The organism is Sulfurovum sp., from assembly GCA_026990595.1.
Lineage (GTDB): Bacteria > Campylobacterota > Campylobacteria > Campylobacterales > Sulfurovaceae > Sulfurovum.
Genome location: JALXCZ010000048.1, coordinates 1 through 17409 on the forward strand (window position 1 = coordinate 1; position 17409 = coordinate 17409).

At 36.7% G+C, this 17409-nt stretch carries 15 protein-coding genes and 1 tRNA gene; 3 read left to right on the forward strand and 13 right to left on the reverse strand.

What is annotated here, in order from left to right:
* The 3 genes from MVE01_RS09120 to MVE01_RS09130 all read right to left on the reverse strand — a co-directional run.
* Nucleotides 1–980, reverse strand: a 980-nt coding sequence (locus MVE01_RS09120; protein WP_472561876.1) for a Wzz/FepE/Etk N-terminal domain-containing protein, incomplete at its 3' end; no start/stop codon positions are given.
* 23 nt (nt 981–1003) lie between these two features.
* Complete coding sequence (locus tag MVE01_RS09125) at nt 1004–1759, reverse strand: polysaccharide biosynthesis/export family protein (protein WP_472561877.1); 756 nt, start codon at nt 1757–1759, stop codon at nt 1004–1006.
* 96 nt (nt 1760–1855) lie between these two features.
* Complete coding sequence (locus MVE01_RS09130) at nt 1856–2641, reverse strand: TrmH family RNA methyltransferase (protein ID WP_472561878.1); 786 nt, start codon at nt 2639–2641, stop codon at nt 1856–1858.
* Between the two features lie 107 nt (nt 2642–2748).
* On the opposite strand from MVE01_RS09130, the gene MVE01_RS09135 reads away from it, so the two are divergent.
* Genes MVE01_RS09135 through MVE01_RS09145 form a run of 3 tightly spaced genes read left to right on the forward strand, consistent with a single transcriptional unit; the run spans nt 2749 to nt 5868 of the window.
* Nucleotides 2749–3618, forward strand: coding sequence for a DnaJ C-terminal domain-containing protein (locus MVE01_RS09135; protein WP_472561879.1), 870 nt, complete (start codon nt 2749–2751; stop codon nt 3616–3618).
* Between the two features lie 11 nt (nt 3619–3629).
* Nucleotides 3630–4001 (forward strand): heat shock protein transcriptional repressor HspR, encoded by a 372-nt coding sequence (locus tag MVE01_RS09140; RefSeq protein WP_472561880.1) that lies wholly within the window; start codon nt 3630–3632, stop codon nt 3999–4001.
* Between the two features lie 58 nt (nt 4002–4059).
* The gene (locus MVE01_RS09145) at nt 4060–5868 is read left to right on the forward strand and encodes a vWA domain-containing protein (protein ID WP_472561881.1); all 1809 of its coding nucleotides are present in this window, start codon (nt 4060–4062) and stop codon (nt 5866–5868) included.
* Between the two features lie 21 nt (nt 5869–5889).
* Here the strand turns inward: MVE01_RS09145 and MVE01_RS09150 are convergent, their stop codons facing one another.
* The 10 genes from MVE01_RS09150 to MVE01_RS09195 all read right to left on the reverse strand — a co-directional run bounded on the left by MVE01_RS09150 (nt 5890) and on the right by MVE01_RS09195 (nt 17408).
* Nucleotides 5890–6264 (reverse strand): hypothetical protein, encoded by a 375-nt coding sequence (locus tag MVE01_RS09150; protein ID WP_472561882.1) that lies wholly within the window; start codon nt 6262–6264, stop codon nt 5890–5892.
* Nucleotides 6265–6470: 206 nt separating this feature from the next.
* The gene (locus MVE01_RS09155) at nt 6471–7160 is read right to left on the reverse strand and encodes a nucleotidyl transferase AbiEii/AbiGii toxin family protein (RefSeq protein WP_472561883.1); all 690 of its coding nucleotides are present in this window, start codon (nt 7158–7160) and stop codon (nt 6471–6473) included.
* Nucleotides 7157–7438, reverse strand: a complete 282-nt coding sequence (locus MVE01_RS09160) for a hypothetical protein (RefSeq protein ID WP_472561884.1) — start codon at nt 7436–7438, stop codon at nt 7157–7159. The genes MVE01_RS09155 and MVE01_RS09160 overlap by 4 nt, the downstream gene beginning before the upstream one ends.
* An 85-nt stretch (nt 7439–7523) precedes the next feature.
* On the reverse strand, nt 7524–8735 hold the full coding sequence (locus MVE01_RS09165; protein WP_472561885.1) for a restriction endonuclease subunit S: 1212 nt from the start codon (nt 8733–8735) through the stop codon (nt 7524–7526).
* Nucleotides 8736–8869: 134 nt separating this feature from the next.
* Nucleotides 8870–10354 (reverse strand): class I SAM-dependent DNA methyltransferase, encoded by a 1485-nt coding sequence (locus MVE01_RS09170; protein ID WP_472561886.1) that lies wholly within the window; start codon nt 10352–10354, stop codon nt 8870–8872.
* 190 nt (nt 10355–10544) lie between these two features.
* Nucleotides 10545–11597: a Fic family protein gene (locus MVE01_RS09175; RefSeq protein ID WP_472561887.1), complete on the reverse strand. Its 1053-nt coding sequence runs from the start codon at nt 11595–11597 to the stop codon at nt 10545–10547.
* Nucleotides 11590–13692 carry a hypothetical protein gene (locus MVE01_RS09180; protein ID WP_472561888.1) on the reverse strand — a complete coding sequence of 701 codons (2103 nt, stop codon included), beginning with the start codon at nt 13690–13692 and terminating at the stop codon, nt 11590–11592. The genes MVE01_RS09175 and MVE01_RS09180 overlap by 8 nt, the downstream gene beginning before the upstream one ends.
* Nucleotides 13693–13721: 29 nt before the next feature.
* Entirely contained in the window at nt 13722–16058 is a 2337-nt protein-coding gene (gene hsdR, locus MVE01_RS09185; protein ID WP_472561889.1) for an EcoAI/FtnUII family type I restriction enzme subunit R, read from the reverse strand.
* A gap of 126 nt (nt 16059–16184) precedes the next feature.
* Nucleotides 16185–16261: transfer RNA gene (locus MVE01_RS09190), tRNA-Ile, on the reverse strand.
* A gap of 4 nt (nt 16262–16265) precedes the next feature.
* Nucleotides 16266–17408, reverse strand: coding sequence for an FtsW/RodA/SpoVE family cell cycle protein (locus MVE01_RS09195; RefSeq protein WP_472561890.1), 1143 nt, complete (start codon nt 17406–17408; stop codon nt 16266–16268).
* Nucleotide 17409: the final 1 nt, after the last annotated feature.

Genomic DNA, 17409 nt, shown 5'->3' on the forward strand with positions numbered 1-17409 from the left:
TCACTTAAATCCTTCATATAGGTTTGTGCTTGTATATCAGAGTTGATTGCTTTATGTTTGATTCTGTATTCTTCAAGTTCTTGCTCTGAAGCATCAAGCTTTTTCTTTGTCTCTTTGAGTTGATGATCAATAAAATCAATGATCCTGTTGATCTTTTTACTTTTTTCTGCGATACTCTGTTCTATGAAACTTTCAAGTAGAGTATTGATGTATGTATCGGCTCTTTCAGGGATATTGTCCTTATATGTTACCTGTATTAAAGGGGCAGCAGGGTTGATTTGAACAACTTCAAGGTTTTGACGTATGACAGCTTCATATAATAGCCTGTTGTTCCCTTTCATATTGATATAGATAGGTTGTGTAAGTTCATTTTTATTCTCTACACTGAATTCGAAATATTTTGTTTTAATTTTTTTATTAAAGGGGTAGACCTTTTTTACATCCAATTGGACTAAGCTGTCACCCAATACCGCATGTTTGATCTTTTTTTTCAATGAGTTTTGAACTTGAAGGGTATATCCTCCTTTTACAGGGGTTATTTTTATCATTTTCCATAATATTCTCGGATCATGGACAGTGATCTCTTTGATGATAAGAGATGGGTTATGATAGATCTCCTTTTTTTTAAATCCGTCATCAATATAGTATTGTGTTTGAAAGTCCAGTTTATTGAGTGCATGATTGTTGATATTGAAAGTTTTTAGTATCTCTATCTCTTTATCTACTTTTTCCTTACCAAAACTGGAGAAAGCACTGCCTAAAAAATCTCCCTCTTTTTGCATAGTTTGTTGACCACTGGACTTTACCTCAATAATGGCACTTGATGAGTAAACAGGTGTCTTAAAATAGAGAAAAACATAAGCAAACAAAAGTGCAGATATTATGATGGTCAAGATAGACCATCTATAATGATATAAAGTTTGTAATAGTTCTTTTAAATTAATTTCATCTTCATTAAGTTTATGTTGACTTTTCTCCATTTTATTGGGCTGCCTTTTTTGTTTTAATTATTTGATAGATATTTAATATTCACTAATGGATTAAGTATACTGCTGGCTAGACCAAAGATAGGGCTGTACTGATTTACTTTTGCATTAAATGGTTTCATATTGTTTGGTGCGACATAGATAATATCGTTCGGATAGATCATTAGATTTGCTACTTTAAGTGAGTTTGCACCGGTGAGATCAACAGTTTGTGTAATGACTTTATTGTTTCTGTTCTTTAGCACAACAATAGCTTTTCTATTTGCATAATCTGTCATGCCTCCTGCTTTTGCAAGCACTTGTAACAAAGTAAGTTTTTCGTTGAAAAGTGTAATTTCTCCGGGTTTATTTATTTCACCGAGTATGTAAGCCCTTTTGTTTAAAACTTCCAAATAGACTTCTGCATCTTCAAGATATTTTTTATAGGCTCTTTCTATTTTTTCCTGCGCGGATGTTTGGGTAAGTCCGGCGATATGCACTTTTTTTACAAGCGGCAGTCTTATGAACCCTCTTGAATCGACAAGTACACCACGGGTATCCTGCTTCTGACTTTGAACACTTGATGTACCGAGTTCAGGGTGGTTGTACATTGTAATAGATATCCTGTCATGCGGTTGGATCCTGTATTCATATCTGACATTATGCAGTCTGGTTATTGTTTTATTTGCATCCGGATTGCTTATTTTTGTTTTATTGAACAGAATATAATTCTCTTTTGAACTACACCCTACCATAGTAAGTGCCACTAATATATATAAAAGTATATGCTTCATTATCTTTCTCCCTAGAATTTAATGATTTTATTATAGCAAAAATATAATGAAACCATAGCTTAAATTTTTTTATATTAAAAAACAACAAAAATAGAACTATTTATTCTTTTGATGTTTGAACTGATACATCATGATAGAGGCTGCAACAGCCACATTGAAACTTTTGATTCCTTTTTCCATTTCAATGGTAACGACTTCATCACATAACTCTAATATGTCATTTGCTATTCCCAGCTGTTCATGTCCCATGAGCAGCACCCATTTTTCCGGGATACTTACTTGTGTGAGAGGAGTTGAATTGGCAGTAACTTCTGCAGCAAAGATACGGTACCCCATGGTTTTAAGTGTGTGGATTGTCTCTTTGATATCATGATAAAGATGAAACTCCAGTTTGCCTATATGTCCCATAGAGACTCTCAGTGCACGTCTGGCATAGGGATGGGGACCTTGTTCGGGAAGAAGATAGGAGTGGATACCCAGGGCTGCTGCCGAGCGGGCAATGGCTCCGATATTGTCACTGTTGCTGATCTCGTCGAGCATAATAATATGTTCACTTAACGCATTAAGTGGTATCTGCATCGGTCGTATGCCGTGCATCATAACATTATGGTGAAGATTGTGCCCGACAATACGCTGCATCTCCTCTTTTGTGGCTACATAACACAGAGGAATATTTTTCTCTTCCAGAAATAAAGTATATTTATCATAATAGCTTTGTGTTGCAAGAATACTCTTGACTTCAATACTCTCATTAAGAAGCAGGTTGACCACTTTTGGACTGTCTGCAACAAAACTGCCGTCACTTCTAAATGCATTTTCTCTAAAACTATGATAGATCTCCAGTTCAGGGAGGTCAATATTTTCTATTTTTATAAAATTCATAACATATTATACAATATTCCCAATAATTTATTCAAACTTGATTGACATTGACTAAACTTTTTTGATATAATTCAACCAATATTAAGAAAAACTATTTAGGAAGAGTCATGTCAAAAAGTTTATATGAAACACTTGGTGTCAGTGAAAATGCAAGTGCAGATGAAATTAAAAAAGCCTATAGAAAGCTTGCAAGAAAATACCACCCTGATATTAACAAAGATGAGAGTGCAGTAGATAAATTCAAAGAGATCAATGCTGCTTATGAAGTCCTCTCTGATTCGGAGAAAAAAGCACAGTATGATCAGTTCGGTGATCAAATGTTCGGTGGGCAGAATTTCCATGATTTTGCAAGTGGACAAGGGCAAGGCGTTGATCTGGATGAGATCTTGCGTCAAATGTTTGGTGGTGGCGGTGGAGGCTTCTCGGGAGGTTTCTCTGGTGGATTTGGCGGTGCACAGGGTGGCTTTGGAGGTTTCGGCGGACCGGACTTGGATCTGCATGCCCGAATTGTTGTACCGTTCATGGTTGCAGTCAATGGTGGAAAACATAATGTTTCAGTTAATGGTCAGAACTTTGATATTAAGATACCTGCGGGTATTAAAAGCGGTGAGACCATGCGTGTCCGCGGTAAAGGAAAACAGTATCAGGGGCACGCAGGTGATCTGCTTATAAAAGTGGAAGTTGCTCCTTCCAATGAGTATGAAAGAAAGGGTGATGACCTTTACAAAACATTTGATGTTCCTTTGAAAGAAGCACTTTTTGGCGGGAAAGTACAGGTACAGACACCGGAGAAAGAAGTCTCTTTAAAAGTACCCCAAAATACAAAAAATGGTCAGAAGTTCAGGTTGAAAGGGAAAGGTGTACCAGATAGAAAAACAGCAATGAAGGGAGATCTGTATCTCATAGCCAATGTGGTACTTCCTGATGTAAATACGCTTGATCCTGATTTGAAAAAAGTACTTGAAGAGAAACTTTAAAGGAGTAAATGATGCATAGTTATGATGAACCAGTTTATCTTATTTCTGTAGTGGCTACTATGTTGGATATACATCCGCAGACACTGAGACAGTATGAAAGAGAAGGGTTGGTTGAGCCTTCGCGTACACAGGGACGTATGCGCCTTTATTCCCAGCGTGATATTGACAGAATGAAGCTTATTTTACGTTTGACACGCCAGATGGGAGTGAATCTTGCAGGTGTGGACATAGTCCTCCAGCTGAAAGAGCAGATTGACCAAATGCAAAATGAGATCGATCAGTTACGGGATGAACTCAGCCGTGTCAATCGTAACGGCTCTGTACATGTGAGTAAAGCACTGGTGACAAAAAACGCTTACGATATCATAATTTTTGAGGAGTGACACAACTTATACACTTTTTTGCATTATAATAATGCCAAAGACTTTTAAAGGATTTGGCATGAAAAAACTTCTACTATTTTCTCTTATATTCTCACTTTTTACAGTAACCGGATTTGCAAAGAAACCTAAAAAAATCGATGACTGGGATGTCAATGCTACAGTAAAGCAAAAAAACATCATCAAAAAACATCGCTATTCAAAACAGCTTAAGCACCGTATATCCAGTGCTATGCCGGGAGGTGTAGGTGGAGACATAGCTCCTGTCGCACCAATGGTGGCGATGGCAGCGCCTACGGCTAAAAAAATAGGTTTAGCCGTAGGTGGGGCTAAAGATACAGATAATTTTATAGAGAATATCAAGCAGGGGTATATTCCCAAAATTGATGCTATCACTTATGAAGGAACCTATTATCAACATTATTTTGATACGGGATTAAAAGGAGAGTGTAAGTCACTTTTTTGTCCCTCATACAGCAAAGCAGTTATAAGAGATATCTATACCGGAGACAAGCACTATTATCTGAGTGTGGGACTTAACTCCGGTATTAATGAGAGTGATTTTAAACGTAAAAATCTTAATCTTGTAGTAGTATTGGATATATCCGGTTCTATGGGCTCACAGTTTGACAGATATTATTACGATGGTAAAAAAAGAAGTGCAGAGAATAAAAGTAAGATGCAAATAGCCACTGAATCCATTGTGGCTATGCTTGAGCATTTGAAGCCTAACGATAGTCTGGGTGTGGTACTTTTTGATGATGGTGCCTACCCTGTAAAACCTTTACGTAAAATAGCCTATACCAATATGAAAGCGATCAGAAAGCATATACTGGCACTCAGGGAAAGGGGCGGTACGAATTGGAGTGCCGGGTATAAAGCAGGGTTGAAGTATTTTGATAGAGTAAAGAAAAAAGGGTATGAGAACAGGATCATATTTATTACTGATGCTATGCCAAATTCCGGTGAGTTGAATAAAAACAGGCTTTTCGGATTGGCAAAAAAAGCCTCTAACCGAGGGATACATACAACATTCATAGGTGTTGGTGTGGATTTTAATGCCAATTTGGTTGAATATGTAAGTAAAACCAAGGGTGCGAACTACTACTCCGTACACTCCAGCAAAGAGTTTAAAAAACGTATGGATAAGGAGTTTGACTACATGGTGACACCGTTGGTGTATGATCTGGAGTTAAAACTTGCAAGCAGAGGGTATAAAATAGATGCAGTATACGGTTCTCCTCAAGCGAAGCTCTCTACAGGTCGCATTATGAAAGTGAATACGTTGTTCCCAAGTGCCAATGACGCTAAACGCAACAAAGGAGGGGTGATCCTTTTGCGTCTGAAAAAAACAGGAAATGCTGAAGATATCAGACTGAGTGTAAGTTATAAAAATACTAAAGGCAAAAAGTACCGAAATGTACAAAAAGTGCATTTCATGCATCAGACACTTCGTGAGGAAAATGGCTATTATGACAACAGAGGCATAAGAAAAGCAATTTTGCTTGCACAGTATGTAACTTTGATGAAAAACTGGATGATCGATGCAAGGGCAGGATGCAATGATAAGATGGAATATCTGTATCAGCCTCCTGTACAGATCATGAGAAGATGTATGATCTACACGCCTGTCAGACCGATCTATCCTAAATTAAAAACCTGGGAAAGAAGATCTTGTAAACTGCAGGTAAGCCAGGGGTACCAAAAGATTTTCTCACTTTTTAGAAGACACTATACTCATGAGATGAAGCAGTTGCGGGATAAGAGTTTAAATAAAGAGTTAAACGTTTTAAATCGCCTATTGAAACATAAGAGTAGCAGCAATAAAGAAGAGAAAATAGATGATTGGCAGAATTACTTTGGCAGATAGAATGGTGAAACCATTCTATTGCTATTGACTCACGCAGTGGTTTCCTCTGGAGCCCCACCGTACGATCGTACCTTTTTTATTGGTTTCAATAAAGAGTTTGCATGTCTCCTGTATGACTTCATTGTCGTATCCGAACATACTATAGCCATCATAGTACCCGTACCCGAACATCGGCATGGATGGAATTGAATAGATCCGTGATCTCTCATATACATAGACTTTATTTTTGTTTGGAAGAACATAAGTACTGTCCGGATAACCTATTTGAGAAATAAGATAACTGATGTTGTGCCCCATCCATGAGTTGTACTTCTGTACAAAGTTTGCATGCGTAGCACAACCTTGCATGAGAAGGAGGCTAACGCTCAAAAGTGACGTTTTCAATAATGTATGCATAATTTCATCCTTATATAGTATCCATTTTATTACAATATACAGTTTTAGTGTAGAAAATGTGGAGAATAGATGAAAGTGGTGGGGCCTCGGGGACTCGAAAGCCCTTATTTACGAGTCTGTAGGAGACCTATTTTAAAAGTTATCCCTAAAACTAAAAATGTACGTGGTTCGAGAGTACTTTTTTAAAGATTTTACAAATTGTAACACTAACCTAGTTCTAAATTTAAAATATCTAAAAGTATGGCTTTGAGTTCAGTATAAGAGGTGATATCCATTTTAGGTTCCGTAATACCTTCAAACTCTATATCCAACTCATCACCTTCCTTACTCTCTAAAAGCTGTATAATTTGCTTCTCAGTGTAAGTAAAGCGATACTCTTTGATAGTATCTAATAAGTTTTTAGCTGTGAAGTTATGATATTTTAGTAGATACACAAGGTCATATAAATCTCTAATTTTATTTCTGTCTAAAATTAAAAGTGATTTGAGTTTAAAGAGTGCATCTAAACTTGTAATATTCAGTGTGCCAAGCTCCAATCCTTTATCGTTCTGCAAAATCTCTCTTTCATAGATATTACTAGAGGGATTAACAACAAAATCAACTTTTACACCATCTATAGAAAAGCGTTGATGATACTCTTCCATTACTCCACCTTCATTGGTCATCGTATCAATGATAGCTCTATCAAATGGTAATGATTCAGCATTATAGTTTGATAAAAAGTCTAATGAAGGTAAAGTTCTATGATGAGGAAAAGCAATATCAAGGTCAAAACTTACGCGATGTTGTGTATGATATGCTATAGCTGTACCCCCTATGAGTACAGCTTTATGTTCAGAAAATATTAGCTCTTTAGAAAATGCCTCTAAAAGTTTTTCGGCTGGAGGGTAAATCATGCTACGTGTTTAGTATGGCGAAGATAGTTTGAGACAGTGGCAAAAAGTTGTTCTGATACTCTATCTCTATAGGTCTCAAGCGACTTTAAAATCATCTCTTCACCAAAATATTCTGCAAGTGTCGAGATCACTTTCTTGCTGTAACCATTTTTAAGAGCAGAGACTATGAAGATATTACTTTTTATCGTTTTATTACGGTCTACATTCCAAACTACTGCTGGATCCAAACCTATAGATAATAAATCATTAGGAGTACATGTTTGATTTGTATTTATCATCTACCTCCTTCTGCCTTTTTTATTTAGTATAACATAGTTTGGAGTTAATATCAAATAGGCTAAGTGACCAGCTAAGCGTACAACCTCAAATCTCCCCTCTAAATGCCCTATCTAAAATGGAAGCTTTCAAATCTTTCAGGCTCTGCATCTTCTCTTGTTGCTCTTTTTTGAGGGCTTGGGTTTTGTGCGAGAGTTGGTCGAGGTATTGGACGATTTTTTGTTGGATTTTTAGGGGTGGTAAGATGACAGGGTATTCTCTCATTGTTTTTAATGATACATTATTTATAGTTGAGCCCGTTGCATTCGCTCTAATATATCTTTGGAAATCGCCATTTTTGATAACATATACGATGTAAAACTTATCTATATTTTCTTTCAGATTAAAATAACATGCACTTTTCCCTAAAACACACTTTTCATTATTATACAAAGCAACATTTCCAATTGTCCCGTTTATGGAAACTAAAATTGTTTTATTGGTTAAGTCCTTTTTGTATTTTTCATATTCTGATTTATTTATTTTTTTTGTATTGTCTTTAATGAAAATTTTATTATTCAATAAATTTGCACCATTAATAAAATGATAATCACCGGTCTCATCATACTTAGGTGTACCATGTAAACCATCACCAAGCTTAGTAACTATATCTTTTAATAATTTCTTCTCATACCTCTCCTCCAACTCTCCAAACACCTCATTCAACACCGATCCCATAAAAGCATCTGCTTCGTCGATGTTCTGCTGATGCAGAGCAATGGCATGGTCTATCTTGGCAAAGAGGCTGTCAAGCTTGGCTACGATGCGTTTTTGTTCTTGGAGGGGTGGGAGGGGAATTTTAAATTCTTTTATTGTCCGTAAAACAACTCTTTTTATTGCTGCACCTGTTTTACTCTTAATTGCTTTTTCCATGAAAAGAGGACTTTGTAAAAAGTTTTGTAAATATTCTGATAATATGCATTCAGATGGTCGCAAAATTGCCAAGGAAGAAAGAATTACAAATGGAGTTTCATAATTTACCAATGCAACTTTTCCTACTGTACCATCTTTAGAAAATAGGACATCACCATTAAATGGCATACAATTACCTTTAGTTAATAATTCAAAATCTTTTTCAGATATTAATTTACAATTATCAAAATCAATTCTTCCATTACTATCTACATCTTTTACTGTAATGTAGGGATATCCATTTTCAATAGTTTTTGGAGATTTGTGAGCACCATCAGTAATTTTTGTACATACTTCATTTAAGCTCTTCCACTCCCACCCTTCAGGAAGCTTATACAATTCACTCATATCGAAATCCTCTTGTTCCCATCCGTCCCCGGTGGGAATACATACTACACTCTTGCATACGATGCAGACTCAATACATCAGCTAAACTTATAGATGCATTCCCACTGGGGACGGTGGGAACGAGTTGGTACGGGCTATACATCTTTGTTCACCAAAATCTTTTCTATCTCATCCATCAGATCATTGATCTCGGCATTGTTCACTTTGATGTTCTCCACCAATTCCAACGGTGACTTATGCTCTATCACCTCGATGTTATTCGGGTTCTTCGCAGAGATGTCGTACTCTTTAATGTCATTGACATTAACTATCCACGAGTTATCGGTAAGCTTTCGTTCTTTCCATACACTCAAAAATTCTTTGAAGTGCTCATACTGGATGGGTCTGTTTTTTGTGAGCTTCTTTTCAGGGGTGACTTCATAGTAGAAGATATCCGAAGTACTCCCATTACGGTCGAAAAATACTACATTGGTCTTTACCCCACTGTAAGGCAAAAACACGCCACTAGGCAGGCTGAGTATGGTATGCACATTAAAACGCTCTAAAAGCTCCTTTTTAACTGCTTGAAACGCCTTGTTTGTCTGAAACAACACACCCTCAGGAATGACCACACCACATCTACCCTCTAGTTTGAGGTGGTTCATCATGTGTTGCAGAAAGAGAAGCTCTGTTGCGTTAGATTTAATGGGGAAGTTCTGCTGTATCTGCTCTTTCTCTTTCCCTCCAAAAGGTGGGTTTGCCAGTATGCAGTCATAGTGGTCTTTCTCTTCGAGTCCTCGTATGTCTTTGGTAAGGGTGTTAGTCTTGGCAATGTTGGGCGACTCGATGCCATGGAGTATCATATTCATCACACCCATCACGTAGCTTAATGGTGTCTTTTCGTTACCGAAAAAAGTCTCTTGGTTTAGAAACTTCAGCTCTGTAGTAGAAAGCTCCCTCTGTTTGTTCGCCTCCACATCGTCATAACGTATATGGTTATATGCCTCTATCAGAAACCCACATGACCCAACTGCAGGGTCATAGATGCTCTCACCTATCTGAGGGTCAACCACATCAACGATGGTCTTAATGAGTGGTCGAGGTGTATAAAACTCCCCAGAGTTACCCCCATCACTCCCCATGTCCTTGAGCAGTTTTTCATAGATGAGCGAGAGCTGAAACAAATCAGCCTGAGAGTGAAAGTCCATCGCATCGATGATGTCCAGCACCTCACGAAGCGTATGCCCATTGGCTATGCGATTATCGATAAATTCAAAAATAGCCCCTATCTTATACTTCACCGACTTCACATCAGCAGTGATGGACTTAAACCCTTTGAGGTACGAGAACAGTTCATCATTCACAAAGTCAAGCAAATCATCCCCACTCTGAGCATTCATAAGGTTAAGCTTTCCCTTATCATCTTTAGGACAAGCCCAAACATCCCAACGATACTTCTCGTCTATGATGTAGGTATATTCCTTACCATCCAGCTCCGCTTCTTCTGCCTTGTTTATCTCAAGGTCATTGATGAACTTTAGAAAGAGTATCCAAGATATCTGCTCTGTGTACATCATCGCACCAGAGATGCCGTCGTCTCGACGGAGGATGTCGGTTATTCTGTTTATTTTACTTTCCATGGTTGCCTTTTTATATCTATGGGTAATTTTTACCGTTTTTTATACATAGGTCATAAGCTATGGGTAAATTATTGACTTTTTTACCCATAGGTTTGAACCTATGTTAACTTTTTTGCGTTTTTTTAACATAAACCGTTTGATATGTTAGAATTTTAGCCTTTTTCTAACATATTAGAGAGCATATGTTAGATTATATGCCTTTTTTTAACATATCAAAGAGCTCTTTATTGATAAAATATTTACTTCTACCTATTTTTATACCCTCCATCATGCTGTGTTTTTCCAACTCATTCAAATAGATTGAAGCTGTTTGTCGAGCAATACCTAAACCCTCCACCAAAAAATCAATCTTCGTATAAGGGTGCATAAAAAGTATCTCTACCAAATCCTTACTATAAATCTTTGGCAGCTTCTCTTTTATCTCTATTTTGGTTTTGTGCATGAGTGCATAAATACCGTTAATGAGTTCTATAGTCTCCAATGATGTCTGCTCCACACCATCGAGCATATAGAGTATCCACTTCTCCCAGTTCTCTTTAGTGCGTACCTCTTGCAGCAGTCGGTAGTAGTCTGCCTTATGCTGAATGATGTACGAACTCAGGTACAAGATAGGAATATCTAACAGCTCTTTGAGTATGAGGTACAAGATATTGATGATCCTCCCTGTCCTGCCGTTACCGTCATAAAACGGATGTATACTCTCAAACTGATAATGAATAATCGCCATATTGACCAACGGGTCAAGCTCATTTGGTTCATTGATGTATGCTTCAAGATTTGCAAGCAGTTCTTCTATAACCTCATACTCCTGCGGTGGTTCAAACACTACTTCCCCTGTAGCCATGTTACGAAGCACCGTACCACTCTGCCGCCTCACCCCTGCATCATTCTGCTCCAACTCTTTTTGAATGGTGATGATGTCTCTTTTGATCAAAAGCTTATTCTCCTGCACCAAAGCAAACCCTTTGAGCAAAGCCTGTCGGTAATGCTCCACCTCTTTAGTCTTATGGGTCACAGAACTTATGTCCAATTCCGCACGAAAAAGCTCATCATGCGTGGTGATGATATTCTCAATCTCCGAACTATCCTTAGCCTCACGAAGCACCAAAGAGTTTATAAGTATCTGAGAGTTTGGGATGATTTTTGCCACTCCGTTGAGTTTGGCTAAGGCACGGTTGGCGGAGATGGCTTTTTTTAGGACTTTTTGGGTTTCCATATTTGTTTGTAGAGGGAGGTTAATCATCATTCTTCCCAAGTAATTTATCGATATAGTGTTTATTCCTTAATTTTGCTCTTTCTAGCAATGTAGAGTATTTAATAATTTCCGTATATAATGCACCATCTTTTCTATTAAATTTACCTACTATTCGTTTATATGGTCTAAATATAAAATTCAAACCTTCTGCATCTTTAAAGTCAGAATCATTATCTACAATATCATCTACATCAATATTTTCTCCAATCAAATATCCATAAAAAGTATTAAATTTATATTTATCTTTTGATAAATTATTTATTAGTGAAGCATATCTATTTATTTGTGTTAGATGATTGGATATATTTACATTAGGTGTTTTGAATTCTATAATAATACATTTACTTTCTTTTGGAAATAATAAAATATCTGTTCTATTTAATCCTGCATCACCTTCTTGTTTTAATTTATATTGCTCTTCTTCTAGAGTTAATTTCTCTTTAAATATTGTTTCATTATTTAACATTATTGTTCCAAGAGAACCTTCAGAAGCTCCCTTAAAGTATATATAATCTTCATTGAGAATCCACATATCACTTGTATTAGAATCTACAGAATGTTTAGGAAAAATCAAGTTATGTAATAACTCTTCATCAATATTTCTACCTCCATTATTTTGTATAGTTAATGTACGATTTAAAACTTTGTCAAATAAATCAAGAACTAGCTTTCTTCTTGCTACTGCATGAGTTAATGCTGTTCTATTTTGAAGAGGAATTACTTGAACTAATTCTTCAATATGTTGATTTAACTTATTTTGATAGTTATTTTGTTCCGAATTAGTCAAATCTAAGGTATCAAGTTGATCAATTTTTTCTTTAATCTCTGCATCTTTTTCTGCAATAATTGCGACATCAGCCTTATATACTTTTTTTAATATGCTTTCATCTGTATCATTAATATTGATTTTTGCATTTTGTATTGTTTTTTCATTTAAAAGAAACATTTTTCTTAATTTATCAAGATTTTCTTCATGTTTTTTCTTTTTATCTCTAATTTCTTCATACATAGATAAAATTTTACTATTTACATGATTATTAATATCATCCAGCAAAATTAATTCTTGATCTTTATTTAATGTTTTTTTAGCTTCTTCTTCAGTATATAGTTCTAACTCACCTCTATTATCACTATCTTTTTTATCTATATATTCTCCAGAAACAAGAAAAAGATATCTATTTGAATCAATGGACTCCTTTGGTTTCAATACATCAAGTGAAACATTTTCTACAATATTTTTATTTATAATAATCTCTTGTTTGCTAGTTAATTTTAAAGAATTTTCTGACAACATACTTTGATTAATAACAAACGATTTTATAATAAATTTTTCACTATTTTCTACTTTAATAAAATCAGTACCATTAAACATTTTATAGTTGATTTCAATTATTTCTTCTTTGTTGACTTCTACAATATCATTAGCAGTAATTGTTTCTATCTCTGAAGATGAGTCTGTTTTTATAGTTATTGTTGGAAGTGTCTCCCTATTAGCAGCAAAATATTCTAAATATCGGTGTAATATTTCTTGCTTTAAAATAGTAGGAGTAAGCTCACTATACAGTCTTTTATCATCATCATCCAATAAAGTTTTTAATTCTAACTTTGTATAACTATTCTTTTTATCTTTTTCAATTGAGGGATTTTTATAAACTAGTATAGAATGTTGTTCTAAATATCTTTTAGATTTAGATAATTTAAAATACCTTTTTAAAAAATCTTTTTTTTCTTGATTATTCTTATAAACACTTTCATATATTGCTACATCAAAATAATGTATAAATTGTAATCTACCAGAACCTTTATTTGCAAAACCTTTGCTTTCATCATAAATATTTTTTAATCTATCAAATCCTTTATCTGTAAAACCAATACCTGTATCTATGATTGATATAGATTGTAAATTTTTAACATCATTATCATTTGAAAATAAAGTACCTTTGAAATTTAAACTTATAGTTATTTCTCTCTTGCAACCATTACACATCTTAATAGCTTCAAGTGAATTAGTAAATGCTTCATAAATTGGTTGTAAATAATTTTTAGATTTTTTTATTCTTTTAAGCAAACCAGGATAATTCATTCCCTTTGCTTCATAATAGTTATATTGTATCACTTATAAATCTCCCTCTGCAACCCAAAATACCCCTCACGTATATTCACAGCTCCATCAAATGCCTCTTTGAGTTCGTTTCTGTCTATCCCAGAAAGTTTAATAAGGGAAGAGAGCTTATCACTCCCCATCTCTTTAACTCCATCTTTCTCATACCGTTCTAAGATAAAGTTCAAAAACTCTTTGACCTTACCGTTATGATACTTCTCTATATACTTTCGGTAATGCACAGCAAAAGCCCTCTCACTGCGTGTCTTGATCTCTAGGTTGAACGCCAAGTGAGCCAGTACATCGTAGATGTCACTCTCTTCAGCATCAAAGATGGCTTTGAGTTCTTCTAGTTGTACTTCGTCTATCTGCATACTTCGCAACTTACCCAGAAGCTCTTCACGCTTCACAGGGTCTGACCATAACTCTCTGAGTTGTATTTCATCATGAAAAAACTTGTCGAGTATACCTACCAAAAACTCTAAAAATTCATGGGTTTTAAGAGGGATGCCATCTTCTCCTACATAGGTCGTCTCTATGTCTATGACTTTGAGCTTTCTCCCTCGAATGTCAATAGTTACTTTCTCTTTGCCTTTGACAGGCTCAGGCACCGGATCACTTGGATCACGGTCGCCATAAGGAAGCTTGGGCTCTTTGACCTTGTCTGTTCCCGTATCAGGCTCTACCGTAGTTTCATCTATCTGCTCTTCAGGTAAACCATCCCACGCATCATCATAAAAAAGGTTTGTCGCACCCACAAAGTCGATGATGGTAAAAAAGTCCTTACCCTCATATACTCTCGTACCACGCCCGATGATCTGTTTGAACTCTGTCATAGAACGAATGGGAGCCGTGAGGACGACATTTCGTACATTCTTTGCATCTACTCCTGTGGTAAGCATCTTGGAAGAAGTCAAGATAGTCGGAATGTCTCTGTCATTGTTCTGAAAAGCTTCAAGGAAGTCACGCCCTATCTCTCCTTCATCAGAAGTAACACGAACACAGTAGTCGTTGTCTTTGACTGTTTTGTACTTGTCTATGGCTATTTTCATGTCGATTGCGTGTTTTTGGTTTACACAAAAGACGATGGTTTTATCCATAGGGTTTATCTGCTCTAGTATAGTTTTGGCAACAAGCTCTGTACGCTTGGGAATGATGACTTGCTTTTCAAACTTGTCGAGTGTGACTATCTGCTCTTCTAGTTCGCCTTGCACGATGTCATTAGGGTTAAACTTGTACTCATCAATATTTGTCTTGATACGCTTTACCTTGTAAGGCGTAAGGAAACCATCATTTATCCCCTCTTTGAGAGAGTACTCGTAGACAGGTTCACCGAAATACTTGTATGTATCACCATTGTCATCTCTTTTGGGTGTGGCAGTCAATCCCAAATGCACCGCAGAACCGAAGTAGTCCAGTATCTCCCTCCAGGAACTCTCATCGTTCGCAGAGCCTCTGTGACATTCGTCTATAACAATCAGGTCGAAAAACTCTTCTGGGTACTGCTTGTAGTAGGCTGTTACATCGTTCTCTTCATCAAACTCATCTGACTTACGCTCAGCGATGGACTGATAGATAGCAAAGAATACATTGGCATTGGTTGGTACTCTGCCACCTCGCTTTCGTATCTCCTTGCCATTAACACGGACGATGTCTTTTTCTAGTGGATTAAAAGTGTTAAAGGCTTGGTCTGCCAATACATTTCTATCTGCTAAGAAAAGTACCTTAGGTCGTCTCTGCGTGCCAGACTTACTCCATTTGGCTTCAAAAAGTCTATAGACTATCTGAAAAGCGATGTAAGTCTTACCTGTACCTGTAGCAAGGGTAAGCAGTACCTTGTCTTTACCATTGGCAATGGCTTCAAGGGTTTTGTCCACGGCTATCTGCTGATAGTAGCGTGGTTTCATACTGCCTTCAAAATGGAACGGTTGTTTGATGATGCTCTCTTTGGTAGGGGTAAGCGTAGGAAACTTTCTCTCAAAAAGTGTCTGTGGCGTAGGGAAAGATTCTACCCAGTCACCTTTACCTGTAATAAGATTATGTTCATAAATCTTATGTCCGTTGGTCGCATAGACAAAATCTATCTTAAGTTTTTGAGCATAATTGATAGACTGCTGTAGTCCATCGAGAGGATCTTTATTCTCAGCTTTGGCTTCGATGATGGCAAGATTGCTGTTTTCATATACAAGAAGGTAGTCCACATAATACCGCTTCCCACGCTTCCCACCAATGAGCTTACGCCCATCTGTAAAGTAGTATTCACGGACAATGTGAGATTCTAGCCAATGACTGGATTTAATTTGAGGGTCGATAAGTTTAGCTCTAGTATCTGCTTCTGTATATGCCATCTTACCTCTCCCCAATTTGAAGTAATATATTTTAGCGTAAAAAGTTATAGGATTGATTAGGTATGTTTATCTATCTGGTAGTAAGGGGGTTAGTTGGATTTTAATGGATTGTATTGGATAGTTAAGTGGTGGGTCCTCGGGGACTCGAACCCCGGACCACTCGGTTATGAGCCGAGTGCTCTAACCAGCTGAGCTAAAGACCCGTATTTAGGCGAGTGTGCCTTTTGTTTGCATTGTTATTTTTGCGTCAGAAGTATATCGACTGTAGTCTTTAAAAGCAATTAAATTTTGCAAAATACCAAAAATTACTGCAAAAATGATAAATGAGGTTCCTCCGTGACTGAACATAGGCAGTGGAAGTCCAACAACCGGTGCCAGTCCTATGATCATGAATATATTAACCCCCATGTAGACAAAGAATAAAAAAGCAAGCCCTGATGCAAAGGTCCTGATGAGGTAATCGTTGGCATGTCTGGCTGAAATATAGAGCAAATTAAAAATGAGGAGTATGTAGAGTCCTATGACAGTGATCATACCTTTAAATCCGAATCTTTCACCCAGATAGGCGAAGATAAAATCTGTAGAGGAGACAGGTAGGAATTTGAGTTGCGTTTGGGTTGCATCTTCTTTTTTCTTTCCTTCCAGTCCACCTGAACCAATGGCGATGAGAGCCTGTCTGACTTGGTAACTTGGCTTGTTTATGGCATCGTGGATACGTTTTTTCTGATAATCTTTAAGTCCGTACTGGTAGACAATCGGTGCACCTGCTCCTGCAAGTATGGCAAGGGTAACCCAAATTTTCCAGTTGATCCCGATAATAAATAAAATACCGTAGCCTGTGATCAACAATACCAAAGCGGTACCCAGATCAGGCTCTTTGGCAATAACAATAAAAGGAATGACAATAACGATGGAGAGTTTGATAAAATCAAAAATGCCGTACCCTTTTTCCGGGGGTGGTTTTCTGCTTATAAGATAGGCAAGCATCATAATGACATTGACTTTGATGAACTCTGAGGGCTGGATAGTAATATGAATACCGGGTATCTCGATCCAGCGTTGGGCACCGAGAATACTTTTACCGACAAACTCAACTGCAATAAGCAGACCGAGGTTCATGAGATAAAAAAGAGGAGCAAACCACCATAATATCCGTCTCCAAGGGATAAAAACTGAAATAAAAAATACAACAAAGGCAATAAAATAATAAACCATTTGTTTGGTATAAAGATGATGATTTATTTCATTGACAAGATAGGATGATATGGCAAAAATAGGTAAAAGTTGTATCATGAGAAGATAAGAAAAATGTTTGAAGATACGTTTATCAAAGTCAAACCATGATTCCATC